This window comes from Streptomyces sp. NPDC017056, assembly GCF_044332485.1.
Taxonomy (GTDB): Bacteria; Actinomycetota; Actinomycetes; order Streptomycetales; family Streptomycetaceae; genus Streptomyces.
In genome coordinates this window covers 378,653-394,013 of the sequence record NZ_JBIRPD010000004.1, presented here as the reverse complement: position 1 = coordinate 394,013, position 15,361 = coordinate 378,653, and the positions used below count along the sequence as shown (strand labels likewise).

Here is a 15,361-nt window from a genome sequence, read left to right as displayed (position 1 = left end):
GGAGGCCGTGATGGACTTCGGAGTCGTCCTGCAGACCGACCCGCCCGCCTCGGACGTCGTCGCCACGATGCGCCGCGCCGAGGAACGGGGCTTCCGCTACGGCTGGACCTTCGACTCCTCCGTGCTGTGGCAGGAGCCGTTCGTCATCTACAGCCGCATCCTGGAACACACCGAACGCCTGATCGTCGGCCCGATGGTCACCAACCCCTCCACCCGCACCCCGGAGGTCACCGCCTCCACCTTCGCCACCCTCAACGACATGTACGGCAACCGCACCGTCTGCGGCATCGGACGCGGCGACTCGGCGATGCGGGTGGCCGGACGCGCCCCCAACACGCTGGCCCGCCTGGGCGAGTCGATCCGCGTCATCCGCGACCTCGCGGAGGGCCGGGAGACCGACGTGGGCGGCCACGCCCTGCGCATCCCGTGGGTGCGCGACGGGCGGCTGCCGGTCTGGATGGCCGCGTACGGGCCCAAGGCCCTGAGGATGACCGGGGAGCTGGCGGACGGGTTCATCCTCCAGCTGGCCGACCCGTTCCTGACCGAGTGGATGGTCAAGGCGGTACGCGACGCGGCAGCGGCGGCCGGCCGCGACCCGTCCGACGTCAAGATCTGCGTCGCCGCGCCCGCCTACGTCGGCGACGACCTCGCCCACGCCCGCGAGCAGTGCCGGTGGTTCGGCGGCATGGTCGGCAACCACGTGGCCGACCTCGTCAGCCGGTACGGCGAGCACTCCGGCATGGTGCCCGAGGCGCTGACCTCGTACATCAAGGCGCGCGAAGGGTACGACTACGCCCACCACGGCCGCTCGGGCAACCCCGACACGGCCTTCGTGCCGGACGAGATCGTGGACCGCTTCTGCCTGCTCGGGCCGCCCGCGGCCCAGCGCGAAAAGCTGCACCGGCTGCGGGAACTGGGCGTCGACCAGTTCGCGCTGTACGCCATGCACGACGCCAAGGACGCCACGATCGACGCGTACGGCGCACAGATCATTCCGGAGTTCGCGGGCTGACCGCCCGAGCGGAGAAGGGGGGCCGGCATGCGCGTCGCCGTGGTCGGTGCGGGCATCGTGGGAGCGAGCACCGCCTATCACGCGGCCGGGCTGGGCGCGGACGTCGTCCTGGCCGGCCGCCCGGAACCCGGCGAGGCGACCGCCGCCGGCGCGGGCATCGTCTGCCCCTGGGCCTCCGAGCACGACGACCCGCACTGGTTCCGCGCCGCCGCCGAGGGGGCCCGGTACTACCCGCCGCTGGTCGCCGAACTCGCCGAAGCCGGCGAACGCGGCTTCGGGTACCGGGCCGTCGGCGCGCTCGCCCTCGCCGCCGACGACGCGGACCTGCGGCGCATCCGCCGGCGGGTGCTGGAACGGCGGCGCGCGGCCACGGACACCGGCGACGTCGACGACCTCGACGAGACGGCGGTGCGCTCCCTGTTCCCGCCGCTCGCGGACGGACTGCGGGCCGTGCGGATAGCCGCCGGCGCGCGCGTCGACGGCGGCCGGCTGCGCGACGCGCTGCTGCGCCAGGCCCGGCGGCGGGGCGCCGCACTGCGCCCCGGGCACGCGGCGCTGACCCGTACGGCGGACCGCGTCACCGGCATCGATGTGGACGGCGAGCACATCGCCGCGGACGCCGTCGTCGTCGCGGCCGGTGCCTGGGCGCCCGGCCTGCTGGCGTCCGCCGGGGTCACCGTACGGATCGCACCGCAGCGCGGCCAGCTCGTGCACCTGTCCCTGCCCGGCACGGAGACCGGGCACTGGCCCGTCGTCATGCCCCGCGCCACCGGGCACTACCTCGTCGCCTTCGGCGGCTCGCGGGTCGTGGCGGGCGCCACCCGGGAGTCCGGTACCGGATTCGACCACCGCGTGACGGCCGCGGGCCTGGCCGAGGTGCTGACCCGGGCCCTGGCCGTCGCGCCCGGCCTGGCCGGCGCCACCCACCTGGAGACCCGTGTCGGCTTCCGCCCCGCGGGCCCTGACGCCCGCCCGCTCCTGGGCCGGGTGCCCCGGCTCGGCGGGCTGGTCGTCGCCGGCGGCCTCGGCCCGACCGGGCTGACGACGGGGCCGTGGGCGGGCCGGGTCGCGGCGGTGCTGGCCACCGGCGGGGACCCGGGGCTGGACCTGCGGCCGTACGACCCGGAGCGCTGACCCGGCGCACGGCCCCTGCGGGGGCGCACAGGACGCGCGGCAGCGCGCGGGGGCGCGCACCAACCCACCCGCCTCCCTGAACTCTTTGCCCACTCCTGATGCTCCCCGCCCGGTGCGGTCTTGGAGCTTCGCGGCAGGTGCGAGGACCATGGACCGTATGAGGCGCCCCCCAACGGAGACACCCTTTCGTTCAGTTGCCCGTACGACGCCGGCGGCAGCGGCCGGCCGGCTGTCGCATGTGCGGTGGATCGCCGGCGGGGCGGGAGCGGGCAAGAGCACCCTGGCGATAATCCTGGCCCGGCGCCACGGCGCCGTCGTCTACCGCGGCGACCTGGCCCAGCACACCTGGCTGCCGCGCTGCACCCCGCGGCAGCACCCGCACTTCCACGCGGCCCGCGACGAACCGCCGGGCTCCCTGTGGGACGGCCGCAGCCCCGACGAGGCGTGCGGGTTCGCGCAGAGCGTGGTCGCCGAGACGTTCGCGTTCGAGATCGAGGACCTGCTCGCGCTCCCCGCCGACCGGCCCGTCCTGGTGGACTGGTTCGGCAACCTGCCGTGCCACATCGCCCCCCTGCTCACCCGCCCCGACCAGGCGGTGTTCCTCCTCCCCACACCGGAATTCCGGCTGGCCGCGCTCCGCGCCCGCCGCAGCGACCCGGTGCGTGCCCCGGCCGGCTGGGGAAGCCGGGCCCCCGGCAACACCCTGTCCGAGCGGCTGGCCAGGGACGAGCTGTGGGACGCGGAGGTACGCCGCCAGGCGGCCGCCTACGGCAACACCGTCATCACCGTGGACGGCGGCCGCCCGGCCGGCGACCTCGCGGACGAGGTAGCGGCCCGCTTCCGGCTGGGCACCGCGGCGTAGCGCGCCGTCAGCCCTCCTTGGCCGACGGCGTGCGCGCCGTCCAGCCCGCCACCGCGCTCAGCACGACCACCACCGGGACCAGCGCCAGCGCCGTCCCGCTCCCCTCGGAGACGGCGAGGTGCGAGAAGACCGCCGCGCCCACCGCGCCGCCCGCCATGTCGAGGCTGGTGAGCCAGGACATCGTCTCGGTGACCTCGCCCTCCTTCGCGAGGTCGCTGCCCACCGTCCGCAGCGTGCCGAAGACGGAACCGAGGACGAGGCCGGCCACCGGGCTGAGCACGAGGACCGCCACCGGCGAGACCTGGGCGGCCAGGGCGAGCGCGCCGCCGCCCGCCGCGAAGACGCACAGCAGGATGGAGAGCTTGGGGCCGCGGGCCAGGAAGCGGGGCATGGTGCCCAGCGCGAGGCTGCCCAGTACGCTGCCGACGGACAGGGCGCTCAGGTAGGCGCCGGTGAACACCGCCGCGTCGTGCTCCGTCGCGTAGATCGGCAGCAGCACGTCGGTGGCGGTCACCGCCAGGACGAACAGCCCGTCCGCGATCAGCAGGCGCCGCAGGGGCGCGGAGGTCAGCGGCCCGAGCCAGTGCCGCTTCCCGGCCGGCCGCGGCGGGACCTCGGTGCCGAGCAGCAGGCACACCACCAAGGCGGTCAGCACCGCGATGACGATCAGGGGGACGACCGCGGAGAAGGACAAACTGAGCCAGCTGGCCAGCACCGGGCCGGTGACCAGCGCCGTGCCCATCATGGCCGAGTCGAGGGCCATCGCGGTGGTGAACATGCCCTGTTCGGCGGCGTTGTGCCAGACGGTCCGCATCAGCACGGCGACCGGCGGCGAGGTGGCCCCCAGGACCGCCGACAGCACCAGGACCGTGGCGGCGGACCCCGGCCCGGACGCCGCTATGAGCACCAGTACGGTCGCCGCCGTGTAGCCCGCGAGGCAGCCGAGCAGCACCATGCGGGGCGAGTGCCGGTCGATCAGCCGGCCGCGCAGCGGCGCGGTCACGCACTGGCCGATCGCGAGGAAGGCCACGGCCAGGCCCGCCGTCCCGTACGAGTACGTCCGGCTCACCAGGAGCAGCAGGCTCAGCTCGACCATGCTGGACGGCAGCTTCGACGCCATACCGACCGTCACGATCCGCCAGAACCCGGGGACTTTCCTCAGTTCCCGGTAGCTGTGCAGCGGACCGCGTGGCGCGGCCTCCGGTACTACTTCCGGCACCACTTCGGACTCGGCGGACATCGTCTGGACTCCTTGCTCTGCGGTGCGTATGGCAACGAACGGAGAGATTACGGGAGTTACCTCTCTACGCCTCGCGCGGGGCAGGGCCGGGCAGCGCGTCACGCGCCGGTTCGCCGGCCGGGAGCGGCTGCCCGGCCCGCCCGACTTGCTCGGGAGGCGCGGCGTCCGGGCCCCCTCCGGAGCGGCCGGCGGGCGGCAGCAGCCGTTTCAGGACCGGCCCGGTGGACATCGTGGTGAGCACGGCCATGGCCACGAGCAGCGTGTACTGGGTGCCGTCGAGGAGCCCCAGCTCGCGCCCGGCGGTCAGCACGATCAGCTCGGTCAGCCCGCGCGTGTTCATCAGGGCGCCGATGGCGGCCGCGTCGCGCCCGGTCATGCCGGAGAGCCGGGCGGCCCCCGCCGCGGCGAGGAACTTGGCGGCCACGGCGGCGACCAGGAGCACCGACAGGTTCAGCAGGTGGGCGGGCCCCAGGCTGGAGAGGTCCACCTGCCAGCCGGCCACGACGAAGTAGATCGGCATGAAGAGCCGGCTGCCCAGCGAGCCGAGGCCCTGCCGGAGCCGGGCGTCCACCGTCTCGGGCAGCCCGCGCCCGGCCTGGGTGCGCACGATGCCGAAGACGAAGGCGCCGAAGATGAAGTGCAGCCCCATCCACTCGGTGGCGGCGCTGGACGCGAGCAGGCCCGCGAAGGTCACGACCAGGTCGAGTTCGCGGCCCGCCTTGCGCATCACCACGCGGAGCAGCGGCCGCACGACGGTGACCAGTACGACGGCGTACGGGACGAACCAGGCCAGCCGCCAGGGCGTGCCGCTGCCGCAGAGCAGCATCACCGCGCCGAGCAGGACCCACGCGAAGATGTCGCACAGCGCGGCGCTGGACAGTGCCAACTGCCCGAGGGGGGTACGGGACATGCCCCGGTCCTCGATGATCCGCGCCAGCACGGGGAACGCGGTGACCGACAGCGCGATGCCCATGAACAGGACGTAGGGGAGCCTGCCCGCCGACGTCTCGCCGGGGCCCCACCACAGGCCGAGGCCGGTGCCCACCGCGAACGGGAACACCATCGCGCAGGTCGCGATGGTGAGCGAGGTGCGCCGCATCGAGCGTTTGGCGGACCAGTCGAACTCCATGCCCAGCGCGAACATGAACAAGACGATGCCGATGTCGGCGAGGGCGCCGAGGTGGCCGCGTATCTCCGGCGGGAAGACCGTCTCCGTGAACGACCCGTGCAGCAGGGTGGGTCCGAGGAGGATGCCGGCCACGATCTCGCCGATGACGGCGGGCTGGCCGCACCGCCGGGCCACGAGGCCGCCGGCCCAGGCCAGGGCGGCGATCAGGGCGATGTCGAGGAAGAGGGCGGTGATCTGACTACTGGTCACGTCACTCGAGTTCCGTCCGGGGTCCGACCGCGGGGGGCCGGGCACGCGTCCGGTACGCGTGCCCGGCCCTTGGGGGCGGCGCCTCGTCGCGGCGCCTCGTCCGTACTTCGGTTCGCGGGCCGGCAGCCGGCCCGCGGGCCTACTTCACCGCCTGGGCGGCCTTCGCCTCCGGGTTCTCCCACCAGCGGTCGTTGCCGACGAGCGGCTTGTCGAGGTCGCGCTCGCCCGCCCAGGTCATGTTGAGGATGGTGCGGGCCGCGCCGTCCTCGGTGAGCGGCACGGTCCGGTGCAGCGTGGTGTCGGTGCGCTGGAGGTAGAGGTCGCCGGTGACCAGCCCGTGCGTGTCGATCTGGCGCTCGCACAGGGTCTCGTTGATGCGGGGGTTGCTCTTGTCCCAGTGCGTGTGCGGCACGGCCTGGAGCATGCCGCCGCAGGAGACGGGCGGCATCCGCAGGGCCCAGATGAGGGCGAAGCTGTAGTCGCCCCAGTGCCATCCGTGGGTGTCCGCCTTGAACTCCTGGTGGGTGATCAGGTAGCGCTCATCGGTGGAGACCTGCGGGATGATGGGCTCACGGGCGATGCGGCCGAGGAAGCCGAGGAACGACTCCGAGGTGGCGATCGTGCGGATGAGTTCGCTCTGCTCGATGTCCTCGCTCTTGACGACGCTCATCTTGCGCGGGGTGTTGCCGGTGGTGCGCAGCAGCAGGTCGCGCCGTTCCTTGTGCTCGTCGACCAGCCGGTCGGCCTCCGCCTGGACGGCGGTCATGATCTCCTGGGGGACGAGGCGGGCGTTCTCGTCGAACTTCACCACGCCCTTGTGGAAGAACGTGTCCGCCAGCTGCTCGATGCGCTCGGGGGTGTAGTTCTCCGCGAGGAACTTGCCGATTGTCTCGTCGATCTTGCTAACGTCCATGCCGAGTTCTTCTTCCTGTGCTGATGAGTGGAACCGCATAGCGAGGGGGCGGGAGCCGGAGGGCCGCCCCTGGTGAAGGAGGGCGGCCGTCAGCCGGCCGGCCGGTCCGGCGTGATCTCCAGGTCGATCAGGGACCTGACCTCCGCGAGTACGCGTACGACCGATTCCTGGTCGGGACCGGAGACCCAGGCGCCCACCGGGATGGACAGGATGTCCCGGGTGAGCGGCACGTGGTCGCCCGGCTCGTACGAGACCAGGACCTTGTCGACACCCGGGTGGTTTCTGACCTCTTCGAGGCCGTGGACGGCCACGAGGGTGCCGGGGCCGACCTCGTTGTGGATGGCGATCGCGCCGAACATGGCGCGGCTGTTGATCGGCTTGTCCATGACGGCGGGGCGCTGCCCGAGGTAGGACTCCACGGTCTCGTGGAACGGGCGGATGTCCGTGAACTCCGACCACTGGTCGGTGGCGGGGCCGCCGGGCAGCCGGGCCGCCACCTCCATCAGGAAGACGCCGTCCGCGTTGACCTTCACCTCGGTGTGGCTCGGGCCGCGGCGCACGCCGAACGCGGTGAGCACCCGGATCACGTACTCCTCGATCCGCGCCCAGTCGGGGTCGTCCGGTACGGCCTGGACGTTGTCCCAGAGCGGGAAGTCGTAGTCCCGGTCGTCGGGCCTGCGGTACTCCCACATGTCGATCACCCGGTGGTCGCCGTCGCTGCTGAAGGCGTTGACCGCGAACTCGCGGCCCCGGATGTACTCCTCGACCAGCCACGCCTCGACCGTCCAGCCGAAGAAGTTGGTCTTGTCGACGACCTGGAAGTTCTCCGCGCTCTCGGCGTCCGGCACCAGCGTGGCGCCGATGGAGCCGGCGCCCTCGGTCTGCTTGACGATGACCGGGTAGCCGATGGCGTCGGCGGCGGCCCGGACCTCGGAGGGGTCGTGGACCAGGCGGTACGCCGGGATGCGCAGTCCCATGGCGGCCGCGTGGTCGCGCATCAGGGACTTGTCGTGCCTGGCCCGCGCCAGCTCCACGTCGTTGCAGGGCAGGCCGAGTTCGTGGGCGATGACGCCCGCGAGGTGCACGCCGGACTCCGAGCCCGGCACGACCGCCTTGATCTCGTAATCGAGACCGGGCAGCCGGGCCAGGACCTCGGCGGCCTCGGTGGCGTACAGGGAGACGTCGTCGCCCTTGGCGTGGTGGGGCCAGGTCACCTTGAGGTCCGCCGGCTCGTTGGTGAAGAGGGACACGATGCCCAGGTCCATGTCCCGGACCGCCTGCTTGTAGCCCGCTCCGACCGACACGGGGTCGACCAGGAGGACGGCTGGCTTGCGGTTGCTCAACTGCTTGGCTCCTTAGGGGAAAGGGTGCTGCCGGAGCGGAGTACGCCCGGGCCTCACCGGTCCGCCGCGGCCAGCAGGCCGGGGTGGTGGCGGGCGATCAGCTCGGGGAACCCCCGGGTGAGCCCCTTCATCACGTTGTCGCCGTAGCAGGCGAACAGCGGGTTGTCCGGGTCGGCGACCACGCCGCCGGCCTCGCTGACGTAACGGGTGGGGAGCGGCCGCATCGACCCCTCCAGCCGGGGGCTGTAGAAGAACGGCATGGAGTACCGGTCGACGCCCGGCGCGGGCCGGACGACCCGGTGCACGGTGGCCCTCAGGTAGCCGCGGGTGGCGACTTCGAGCAGCTCGCCCAGGTTCACCACGAACGCGTCCGGTACCACCGGCACGTCCTCGAAGTGCTCGCCGTCCACGGCCACCTGGAGTCCGCCCACGCTGTCCTGGACGAGCAGGGTGAGCAGCCCCAGGTCCTTGTGGATGCCCGCTCCCTGGTCCGCCGGGTCGACGCCCGCCGCGTCGGCGGGGCCCGGGTAGTGCAGCAGCTTGAAGTGGACCTGCGGATCGGGGTCCACCACCGTGTCCAGGAAGTCCGCCGGCGTTTCGAGCGATTCGAGTATCAGCCGGAGCAGCCGGTGGGAGAGCCCGGTCAGCTGGTCCATCCAGTCCAGGACGGCGGGCCGCAGGTCCGGCAGGCCGGCCGGCCACTGGTTGGGGCCGGCCAGCCAGCGGTACGCCGGTTCGCCGGGCCCCGGGCGGCCGCCGGGCCGCTCGGGGCCGATGTCGAGCTGCTGCCGCTGGTCGGGCACCCCGCGTGTCCGCTCCCTGCCCAGCTCCGAGTAGCCGCGGAAGTGCGGGGAGTTGAGGATGTCCAGCGCGCGGCGCTCCTCGTCCGGCAGCGCGAAGAACCTGCGGGAGAGCTCCATCAGTTCGGCCGCGCCGGTCACGCCGTGCCCCACCAGCTGGAAGAAGCCGATGTCGTGGACGGCCAGGCGCAGCCGGTCCAGGAACGCGGCCCGGGCCCCGGGTCCCCGTCCGGCGTCCCGGATATCGATTACAGGAAACGTTTCTGACATGGGTGTTCCACTCTCTTGACGCGACGAGGAACTGACGTGGCGCAGACCGGCTGCCGGCGAGCCCGGGGCTCAGCGCACGAGGGAGAGCAGCTCCGACCGGGCGGAGCCGTCCTCGGAGAAGACACCGTGGAACGAGGTGGAGGTCATCAGACCGACGGTCCTGATGCCCCGCATGGTCATGCACAGGTGCTCGCCCTGGCCGATGACGGCGACGTCCGGTGCCTCGGTGATGCTCATGATGTCTTCCGCGATGCCCGACACCAGGCGCTCCTGGACCTGCAGGCGGTGGGCGTGCTGGTGGGCGATGCGGGCGAACTTCGACAGCCCCAGCAGGTGCTTGGCGGACCGGTAGGCAATGGTCAGCGAGCAGTTGAAGGGCAGCAGGTGGTGCTCGCACAGCGACCACACCTTGATGTCGGAGACCACGACCATCTGCCCCGAGGACGTCGTCTCGAAGAGCGTGTCGATGGTGCCGGGGTCGTAGTTGGTGAACTCGCGCCACCACCGCGCGTAGCGGGCCGGCGTGTCCTTGAGGCCCTCGCGCTCCGGGTCCTCGCCGATCTCCGTCAGGAGCCGCCTGGCAAGGTCTTCCAGCGGGTCCGGCGCCTTCGTGCCGGCGGCGCCGGGATCGACGGTCAGGTACTGGTCCTCGATCTTCTTGTTGAGCATCTCTCAGACACCCCTCTTCTGTCCCCAGACCAGGGTGTGGAGCCTGGTCGTGATGCTCCAGCCGCGGTCGATGACCGCGGACACCAGCGTTTGCATGTGGTCGTCCACTTCTTCTCTGCTCTGCCCCTCGGGCATGACGTAGACAGAAGTGATGCCGAACTTGTCCGTGAATTCGCCCACCTCGTCCAGGTCGGCGACCTCCCGGCAGACGAATTTGAAAGTGCTCGACGGCAGTGCGGCCAGGGCCCGTAGGGCGTCCGGCACGATGCGCATCTCGACGGGGTCTCCCGCGTGTGACAGCTTCGGCGAGACGTTGAAACGTACGCCGGCCGCTACCAGGCGCTGGTCGGGAACCCGCGTGCCATTGGTCTCGATCTCTATCTCGACGCCGTGCCGCATCAGTTCCTCGACGAGCGGCACCAGTCGTTTCTGCTGGTTGAGAGGTTCGCCGCCGGAAATCACGACCAGTTCGACGGAATAGTCGAGCAGTCGTTCCGCCACCTTGCCGACCGGCATCCGGTGGAGTTCCTTCTTGGGGTCGAACTTGACCCCCGTATCGCTGCTGCCGGTCCAGTCCCAGGTGTACGGAGTGTCGCACCACCGGCAGGAGAGGTTGCAGCCGCCCAGCCGCACGAATGCGCAGCGACGGCCGATCGAGCGTCCTTCGCCCTGGAAGGCGCTAGGTGGGGCCGAAGATTTCGTTGACTACCAGCTCCGGTTCCACAAGGCATCACCCCCTTTAGAGGTTGTCTCACGTGGTCGTTGGGGCTTTCGGTATCGAACGAAGGGTCAGGGGCGGTACTCGGCCCACGTCTTCGGGGTCTCGGAGACCCGCACCGCCGTCAGTTCCGGGTAGACCGTGTGCCACTGCTCGTAGATCCAGATCGCGAGGTTCTCGGCCGACGGGTTGCCCTCCTTCACCACGTCGTTGAGGTGCCGGTGGTCCAGCCACTCGTCGATCCAGCCCTTGATCCCGGACAGGTCTCCGTAGTCACGGACGAACCCCGGGGCGGTCAACTGGTCGCGCTGGGCGCTGAGTTCCACCTCCACCAGGTAGTTGTGGCCGTGCAGGCGGCCGCACTGGTGTCCGTCGGGCAGGCCGTCCAGCTGGTGGCTGGCCGAGAAGGCGAACTGCTTGGTGATGCGCAGCGTCATCGTCTGTTCCCTTCGTAGGTGGTCGGGTCGTCCACGCCGGCGTCGGCGAAAGCCTCCTGGCGCTCCCAGCAGGCCGCGCAGCGGCCGCAGTGGGCCGCTCCGCCGCGCAGGCAGGTCCAGGTCTGCGTCCACGGGACGCTGAGCCGTTCGCCGAGCAGGACGACGTCGCTCTTCTGCAGCCCCGCGAGCGGGGCGAGCAGGTCGAGGTCGGGATGTGCGTAGCCCTTGGTCGCCAGGCGCTCCATGGCGATGAAGGATTCGAGGAAGGCCGGGGTGCTGTCGGGGACCGACGTGGCGTCGCCCGCCATGATGCCGATCGCCACCGACTCGGCCTTTTCCACGACGGCGATGGCGAAGGCGACGGCGAGCAGCAACGCGTTGCGGTTGGGGACGATGTTCGGGCTCTCCCCGTACCCCTCCCAGGTCTGCTCCGGCACGTCGACCGTGGGGTCGGTGAGCGAGGAGCCGCGGAACATGGCGCCGACGGCGCTCAGGTCCGCCACCTGGTGTACGGCGCCGAGTCGCGCGGCCGCCAGTGCGGCGAAGTCGTGCTCCTTGCGGTGGCGCTGGCCGTAGTCGACCGAGAGCAGGTGTACCTCGTTGCCCTGCTCCTTGAGCTGGTGTGCCATGGTTACGGAATCCATGCCACCGGACACGATGGCGATGACTTTCGACACGGTGAGTTCCCCCAGGGTGGGATGTTGGGCACGGCCAGGCGTGGTCAGGACAGCGGGGTGCCCTTGGCCGTCACCGCGGCGGCGGCCTCGTCGAGCGCGGCCGCGCAGTCCTTCTCGCTCTCGCCCACGGCGATGACCAGGGCATAGCGGGAGCGGGCGTTGTCCACGGGCGGCAGCCAGAGCTCCTTGCCCGGCTCCGCCAGCGGCAGTACTTCGTGGATCGAGGCGGGCAGCGCGGCCTCGTCGATCTCGATGGCTTCCAGCTTCAGGTCCCGCTCGGGGTAGAGGAACCGGACGGCGGCCGCCGCCGGGCCCGCCGGCTGCGGGATCTTCGGCACCGCGCCGGCGGCCAGGTCGGCGGCCACCAGGCCGATCTCCATGCCGGTGACGAGCTGGCCCAGGTAGGGGATGCGGTCACCGCCGATCCGGGCGTTGATCTCCACGATCTTCGGCCCGCCCGCGGTCAGCCGCAGCTCGGTGTGGGTCACGGTGTCCGTGAGCCCGACCGCGGTGTGGGCGTCCTGGAGGACCTTGAGCAGGTTCTCGTCGTGCAGCAGCGGGTCGTCCGCCCGGACGGTGTGGCCGACCTCTTCGAAGCCGGGGGCGTAGCCGAGCTCCTTGCGCGCCACGAACAGCGCGGTGAGCCGCCCGTCGCGGCAGAGCGCCTCGACGCTGATCTCCGGGCCGTCCAGGAACTCCTCGACGAGGATGGGCGCCTCCGAACGCGGCACCTCGTCGAACCAGATCCGGCCGGCCTCCTTGTAGGCGTCCTCCAGCTGCTGCGGCCCCGCCACGAAGGTCACCCCGCAACTCGCCGACAGCGCGCGGGGCTTGACCACCACCGGGTAGCCGATCCGCTCGGCGGCGGCCTTGGCCTGCGCCAGGTCGGCGACGGCCACGGACTCGGCCTGCGGCACCCCCGCCTCCTTGAGCGCCTGGCGGCCGAGGTACTTGTCCCGGCAGGCGTTCACCGCGGCACGCGGACTGGTGCGCAGCCCCAGCTCGGTGGCCAGCTCGGCGGCGGACTCGACCCGGGTCTCCTCGTACGTCAGCACGCCGGCGAAGGTCTGCCCCGAGGCCCGCGCGACGCCGGCCATCGCCGGGGCGTCCAGCGTGTCGACCACGGTGTAGCCGTCGATGTACGGCTTCTCCCAGGAGGGCGGCGCGGGACACAGCAGGTGCAGCCGGTACTTGGTCACGATGGCACGCAGCACGTACTCGCGCCAGGCCTGTCCTCCGCTGCCGACCAGGAGCAGGAGCGGCTTGCCGGACTCCGGCTCTCCGGAAGGGGTGGTGTTCGTCGTCATGGGTGCACGTTCCTTGCATGGGTCGTCGGAGGGCAGGACATGAGGAGGGTGGGGCCTTCTCGCGGCCGGGGCCGCGCCGGGCAGGCGTGCGGTCAGCCGCGGTCGAGCGGCTCGGTCTCGACGACGAGGCGGCCAACGGCTTCCTGCGCGCGGCGCAGCGCGCCGTCCGCGTCGTCGCCGACGGCGAGCGCTTCGCCGCTGCGGTCGTCGGAGCTGCGGGCTTCGCGGATCACGTCGCCCACGGCCGCCGAGAGCGAGGCGAACAGCACCCCTTCGCCGGCCTCGGCCGCCGCCTCGCCCCCGGCCGCCGTCACGCGTCCCGGCTCCGCGGTGTGGAACCAGATGGCCGCGGCGTTGGCGGACGGCTTGCGCTCCGTGCCGGCGGGCTTGCCGGACAGCCAGGAGAAGGTCAGCTCGTGGATGTCGTGGCCCGCCGCGATTTTGATCAGTTCCACGATCGCGTCGCCGCCGGGACGGGTGTGCGTCTCGACGAGGCGGGGGCCCCGGGCCGTGAGGATCAGTTCGGTGTGGCCCGGCCCTTCTTCCACGCCGAGGGCGGTCAGTACGGATCTCGTCTCGCCGGCGAGCAGCGCATGCTCCGCGTCGGTGATGCGGGCCGGCACCACATGGCCGATCTCGACGCAGTGCTCGTTCTTGAACTTCTCGGTGACGGCGAGGATCTGGTGCTCGCCGGCGGCGCTGTGCGTCTCGACGCTGAATTCCCGGCCGTCCAGGAATTCTTCGACCACCCAGGGCGCCGCTTCCCCGGCCGCTCCGTCGTCGGTGAACGACGAACCGGCCGCGTCGGAAAGGGTTATGGCGTCGGATATGATGTGGATGTCCTTGCTCGCGCTTCCCCGGCTCGGTTTGAGAATGAGGGGGAAGCCGTTCGCCTTGGCGAAGTGTTCGAGGTCGGACCGGTTGCGGACTTCCGCGGAAGCGACCTGGCCCACCGGTTTTCCGCGCAGTACTTCACGCATGCGGGCCTTGTCGTTGACCGCACGGACCGTGTGCAGCGGGTTCGACGGAAGCCCGAGCCGGTCGTTGATCTGTGCGGCGGTTTGAAGGTACGCGTCACCGGCGGTGTACGCAAGGTCGAACGGAAGAAATTCACGGAGCGCTACGGCGGCGCGCAGCGCGAGTTCGGGCGAGAATTCGGGGAACAGGAACGCGGCGTCCGCCAGTTGGCGGTGCCGGTCGCTCATATCTGCCGTGTGGCCCAGGTAGACGACCTGTAGCCCTGCGTTGCGAGCCGCTTCCAGCGCTTCGGTCCGCTTTCCACCGACAAAAAGTACGCTCTTGACAGCGGAAGTTCGCATCAGTAAGCCCTCCGTAAGGAAACGCCGACGGCGTGAAAAGCAGGCTGCGCCGGGGCGGCGGAGCGGGATATGGCCGCAGGGCCATGGGATGGAGGTGGCGTCGTGTCGCCACTGTGCGGCGCGCTCGGCCCATTCATCATCAGCCGGTCGGCGCCGTCTTATCTACTGCTGTCTTTTACACCCAAAAAGAAGTCGGCTTAATGTTGCCGGCCGCCGGCGCCCCTCAGGACCTGAGCAGCTGGACCCGCTCCATCGCCGGAACGGAGCAACCCTGGTTACGGGGCGGGAGGATGGTGGCCGGGCTCGCCTTCATCGGGCGGAAGACGAGGATGCACAGCCGCGCGCCCGGCGACGAAAGGGGCTGCGCGAGGCACATGTTGATCCAGCCGGGGCCGAGCCTGGCGTGCATCAGGGGGCGTTCCGCCTCGTAGGGGTGGGCGACGGCGCTGGCCGAAGCGTAGAGCGGGCCGGCGACCGGGTCCGCGAGCACGGCGGACTCGATCCGTCGCAGCTCCGCGTCCTCGGGCCGCCCGGCCAGGTCGGCGCGCAGCATGGGCAGCAGGTGCCGGGCCCACGAGTCGGCCCAGTTGGGAAGGAGGTGCCGGCCGTCGAAGAGCAGCCACTCCAGTGTGTTGTCGGGGCAGGTACCGGGAGCGAAAATGTCCTCGAACGACTGGTTGTGCGCCAGGACGTGCCAGGAAGCGCTCATCACGCAGGCCGCGTGGGAGATGCCTTTGACGGCGTCCTTCCAGAGGTGGGGCACCTTCTCCCCGGACCGCGGGCTGAGCGGGCAGGGCGGATCGCCGATGCCGGCGTACCGGCACAGCGCGATCCACTCCAGCTCGGAGAGCCGCAGGAGCCGGGCGATGTCGAGCAAGAGGTCGACAGGAGGATGCCGGTACTTGCCCGACTCCAGGCGTTGGTAGGTGCCGAGGCCACGGTTGAGCAGCAGATCCATCTGATGCTGGGCGAGGCCGGCGGCGCGCCGGCCCTTGCCGCTGGGGCGGCTGAGCCCGTGGGTTTCGGGGGCTACCGAGGCCCGCCGTTCCGTCAGCAACGACCGCAGTGCTTCCGCGTTCATCGTGAGTCCCCCATTGGTACGGCCCGCCCGTAAGTCCGGCGTGTGCGGCGCTTGTGGCGCCCGCTCCGGAGGTGGGACGGCGTCGTGCGGTTGTCTTGTCACCTCTCGGCTGGGGGGCGGTGCCGGGCACGTGTGTGCTGTGCAGTTGCACATGTCCATGGGTGCACCACCTCCGTTGCCTGAGGCTCCGGCCAGGTTGCG

15 protein-coding genes are annotated in these 15,361 nt (G+C 71.3%); 3 read left to right on the top strand and 12 right to left on the bottom strand.

Going from position 1 to position 15,361, the window contains the following annotated elements:
- The first annotated feature begins 10 nt into the window (after nt 1-10).
- The 3 genes from ACH4OW_RS10220 to ACH4OW_RS10210 all read left to right on the top strand — a co-directional run bounded on the left by ACH4OW_RS10220 (nt 11) and on the right by ACH4OW_RS10210 (nt 3,008).
- Nucleotides 11-1,012: a TIGR03842 family LLM class F420-dependent oxidoreductase gene (locus ACH4OW_RS10220; RefSeq protein WP_398026487.1), complete on the top strand. Its 1,002-nt coding sequence runs from the start codon at nt 11-13 to the stop codon at nt 1,010-1,012.
- A gap of 27 nt (nt 1,013-1,039) precedes the next feature.
- Entirely contained in the window at nt 1,040-2,146 is a 1,107-nt protein-coding gene (locus ACH4OW_RS10215) for an NAD(P)/FAD-dependent oxidoreductase (RefSeq protein ID WP_398026485.1), read from the top strand.
- Between the two features lie 157 nt (nt 2,147-2,303).
- Nucleotides 2,304-3,008 (top strand): hypothetical protein, encoded by a 705-nt coding sequence (locus tag ACH4OW_RS10210; RefSeq protein ID WP_360124048.1) that lies wholly within the window; start codon nt 2,304-2,306, stop codon nt 3,006-3,008.
- Between the two features lie 7 nt (nt 3,009-3,015).
- Here ACH4OW_RS10210 and ACH4OW_RS10205 read toward each other — a convergent pair whose 3' ends face one another.
- The 12 genes from ACH4OW_RS10205 to ACH4OW_RS10150 all read right to left on the bottom strand — a co-directional run bounded on the left by ACH4OW_RS10205 (nt 3,016) and on the right by ACH4OW_RS10150 (nt 15,160).
- Nucleotides 3,016-4,248, bottom strand: coding sequence for an MFS transporter (locus ACH4OW_RS10205; protein ID WP_360124045.1), 1,233 nt, complete (start codon nt 4,246-4,248; stop codon nt 3,016-3,018).
- Between the two features lie 64 nt (nt 4,249-4,312).
- Nucleotides 4,313-5,626, bottom strand: a complete 1,314-nt coding sequence (locus ACH4OW_RS10200; protein WP_398026482.1) for a cation:proton antiporter — start codon at nt 5,624-5,626, stop codon at nt 4,313-4,315.
- A gap of 139 nt (nt 5,627-5,765) precedes the next feature.
- Nucleotides 5,766-6,539 carry an ArpA protein gene (locus ACH4OW_RS10195; RefSeq protein ID WP_360124039.1) on the bottom strand — a complete coding sequence of 258 codons (774 nt, stop codon included), beginning with the start codon at nt 6,537-6,539 and terminating at the stop codon, nt 5,766-5,768.
- 89 nt (nt 6,540-6,628) lie between these two features.
- Nucleotides 6,629-7,882, bottom strand: a complete 1,254-nt coding sequence (locus ACH4OW_RS10190) for an ATP-grasp domain-containing protein (protein ID WP_360124036.1) — start codon at nt 7,880-7,882, stop codon at nt 6,629-6,631.
- A gap of 53 nt (nt 7,883-7,935) precedes the next feature.
- Nucleotides 7,936-8,952, bottom strand: a complete 1,017-nt coding sequence (locus ACH4OW_RS10185; RefSeq protein ID WP_398026480.1) for an isopenicillin N synthase family dioxygenase — start codon at nt 8,950-8,952, stop codon at nt 7,936-7,938.
- Between the two features lie 69 nt (nt 8,953-9,021).
- A complete protein-coding gene (gene folE / locus ACH4OW_RS10180) occupies nt 9,022-9,621 on the bottom strand; it encodes a GTP cyclohydrolase I (RefSeq protein WP_360124030.1) in 600 nt (199 codons plus the stop codon).
- A 3-nt stretch (nt 9,622-9,624) separates the two neighbouring features.
- A complete protein-coding gene (locus tag ACH4OW_RS10175) occupies nt 9,625-10,254 on the bottom strand; it encodes a 7-carboxy-7-deazaguanine synthase QueE (protein ID WP_360124027.1) in 630 nt (209 codons plus the stop codon).
- Nucleotides 10,255-10,410: 156 nt separating this feature from the next.
- Nucleotides 10,411-10,776: a 6-carboxytetrahydropterin synthase gene (locus ACH4OW_RS10170; RefSeq protein ID WP_360124024.1), complete on the bottom strand. Its 366-nt coding sequence runs from the start codon at nt 10,774-10,776 to the stop codon at nt 10,411-10,413.
- The gene (locus ACH4OW_RS10165) at nt 10,773-11,453 is read right to left on the bottom strand and encodes a 7-cyano-7-deazaguanine synthase (RefSeq protein ID WP_360124021.1); all 681 of its coding nucleotides are present in this window, start codon (nt 11,451-11,453) and stop codon (nt 10,773-10,775) included. Before ACH4OW_RS10165 ends, ACH4OW_RS10170 begins: the two co-directional genes overlap by 4 nt.
- A gap of 44 nt (nt 11,454-11,497) precedes the next feature.
- The gene (locus ACH4OW_RS10160; RefSeq protein WP_398026476.1) at nt 11,498-12,760 is read right to left on the bottom strand and encodes an ATP-grasp domain-containing protein; all 1,263 of its coding nucleotides are present in this window, start codon (nt 12,758-12,760) and stop codon (nt 11,498-11,500) included.
- A gap of 92 nt (nt 12,761-12,852) precedes the next feature.
- Complete coding sequence (locus ACH4OW_RS10155) at nt 12,853-14,079, bottom strand: ATP-grasp domain-containing protein (protein WP_398026474.1); 1,227 nt, start codon at nt 14,077-14,079, stop codon at nt 12,853-12,855.
- A 223-nt stretch (nt 14,080-14,302) separates the two neighbouring features.
- A complete protein-coding gene (locus ACH4OW_RS10150; RefSeq protein WP_398026472.1) occupies nt 14,303-15,160 on the bottom strand; it encodes an XRE family transcriptional regulator in 858 nt (285 codons plus the stop codon).
- Nucleotides 15,161-15,361: the final 201 nt, after the last annotated feature.

Bases quoted from the DNA above. Each gene is read 5' to 3' on its own strand.
- ACH4OW_RS10220 (WP_398026487.1), top strand. From the start codon at position 11: ATGGACTTCGGAGTCGTCCTGCAGACCGACCCGCCCGCCTCGGACGTC.
- ACH4OW_RS10215 (WP_398026485.1), top strand. From the start codon at position 1,040: ATGCGCGTCGCCGTGGTCGGTGCGGGCATCGTGGGAGCGAGCACCGCC.
- ACH4OW_RS10210 (WP_360124048.1), top strand. From the start codon at position 2,304: ATGAGGCGCCCCCCAACGGAGACACCCTTTCGTTCAGTTGCCCGTACG.
- ACH4OW_RS10205 (WP_360124045.1), bottom strand. From the start codon at position 4,248: ATGTCCGCCGAGTCCGAAGTGGTGCCGGAAGTAGTACCGGAGGCCGCG.
- ACH4OW_RS10195 (WP_360124039.1), bottom strand. From the start codon at position 6,539: ATGGACGTTAGCAAGATCGACGAGACAATCGGCAAGTTCCTCGCGGAG.
- ACH4OW_RS10185 (WP_398026480.1), bottom strand. From the start codon at position 8,952: ATGTCAGAAACGTTTCCTGTAATCGATATCCGGGACGCCGGACGGGGA.
- folE (WP_360124030.1), bottom strand. From the start codon at position 9,621: ATGCTCAACAAGAAGATCGAGGACCAGTACCTGACCGTCGATCCCGGC.
- ACH4OW_RS10170 (WP_360124024.1), bottom strand. From the start codon at position 10,776: ATGACGCTGCGCATCACCAAGCAGTTCGCCTTCTCGGCCAGCCACCAG.
- ACH4OW_RS10160 (WP_398026476.1), bottom strand. From the start codon at position 12,760: ATGACGACGAACACCACCCCTTCCGGAGAGCCGGAGTCCGGCAAGCCG.
- ACH4OW_RS10155 (WP_398026474.1), bottom strand. From the start codon at position 14,079: ATGCGAACTTCCGCTGTCAAGAGCGTACTTTTTGTCGGTGGAAAGCGG.
- ACH4OW_RS10150 (WP_398026472.1), bottom strand. From the start codon at position 15,160: ATGAACGCGGAAGCACTGCGGTCGTTGCTGACGGAACGGCGGGCCTCG.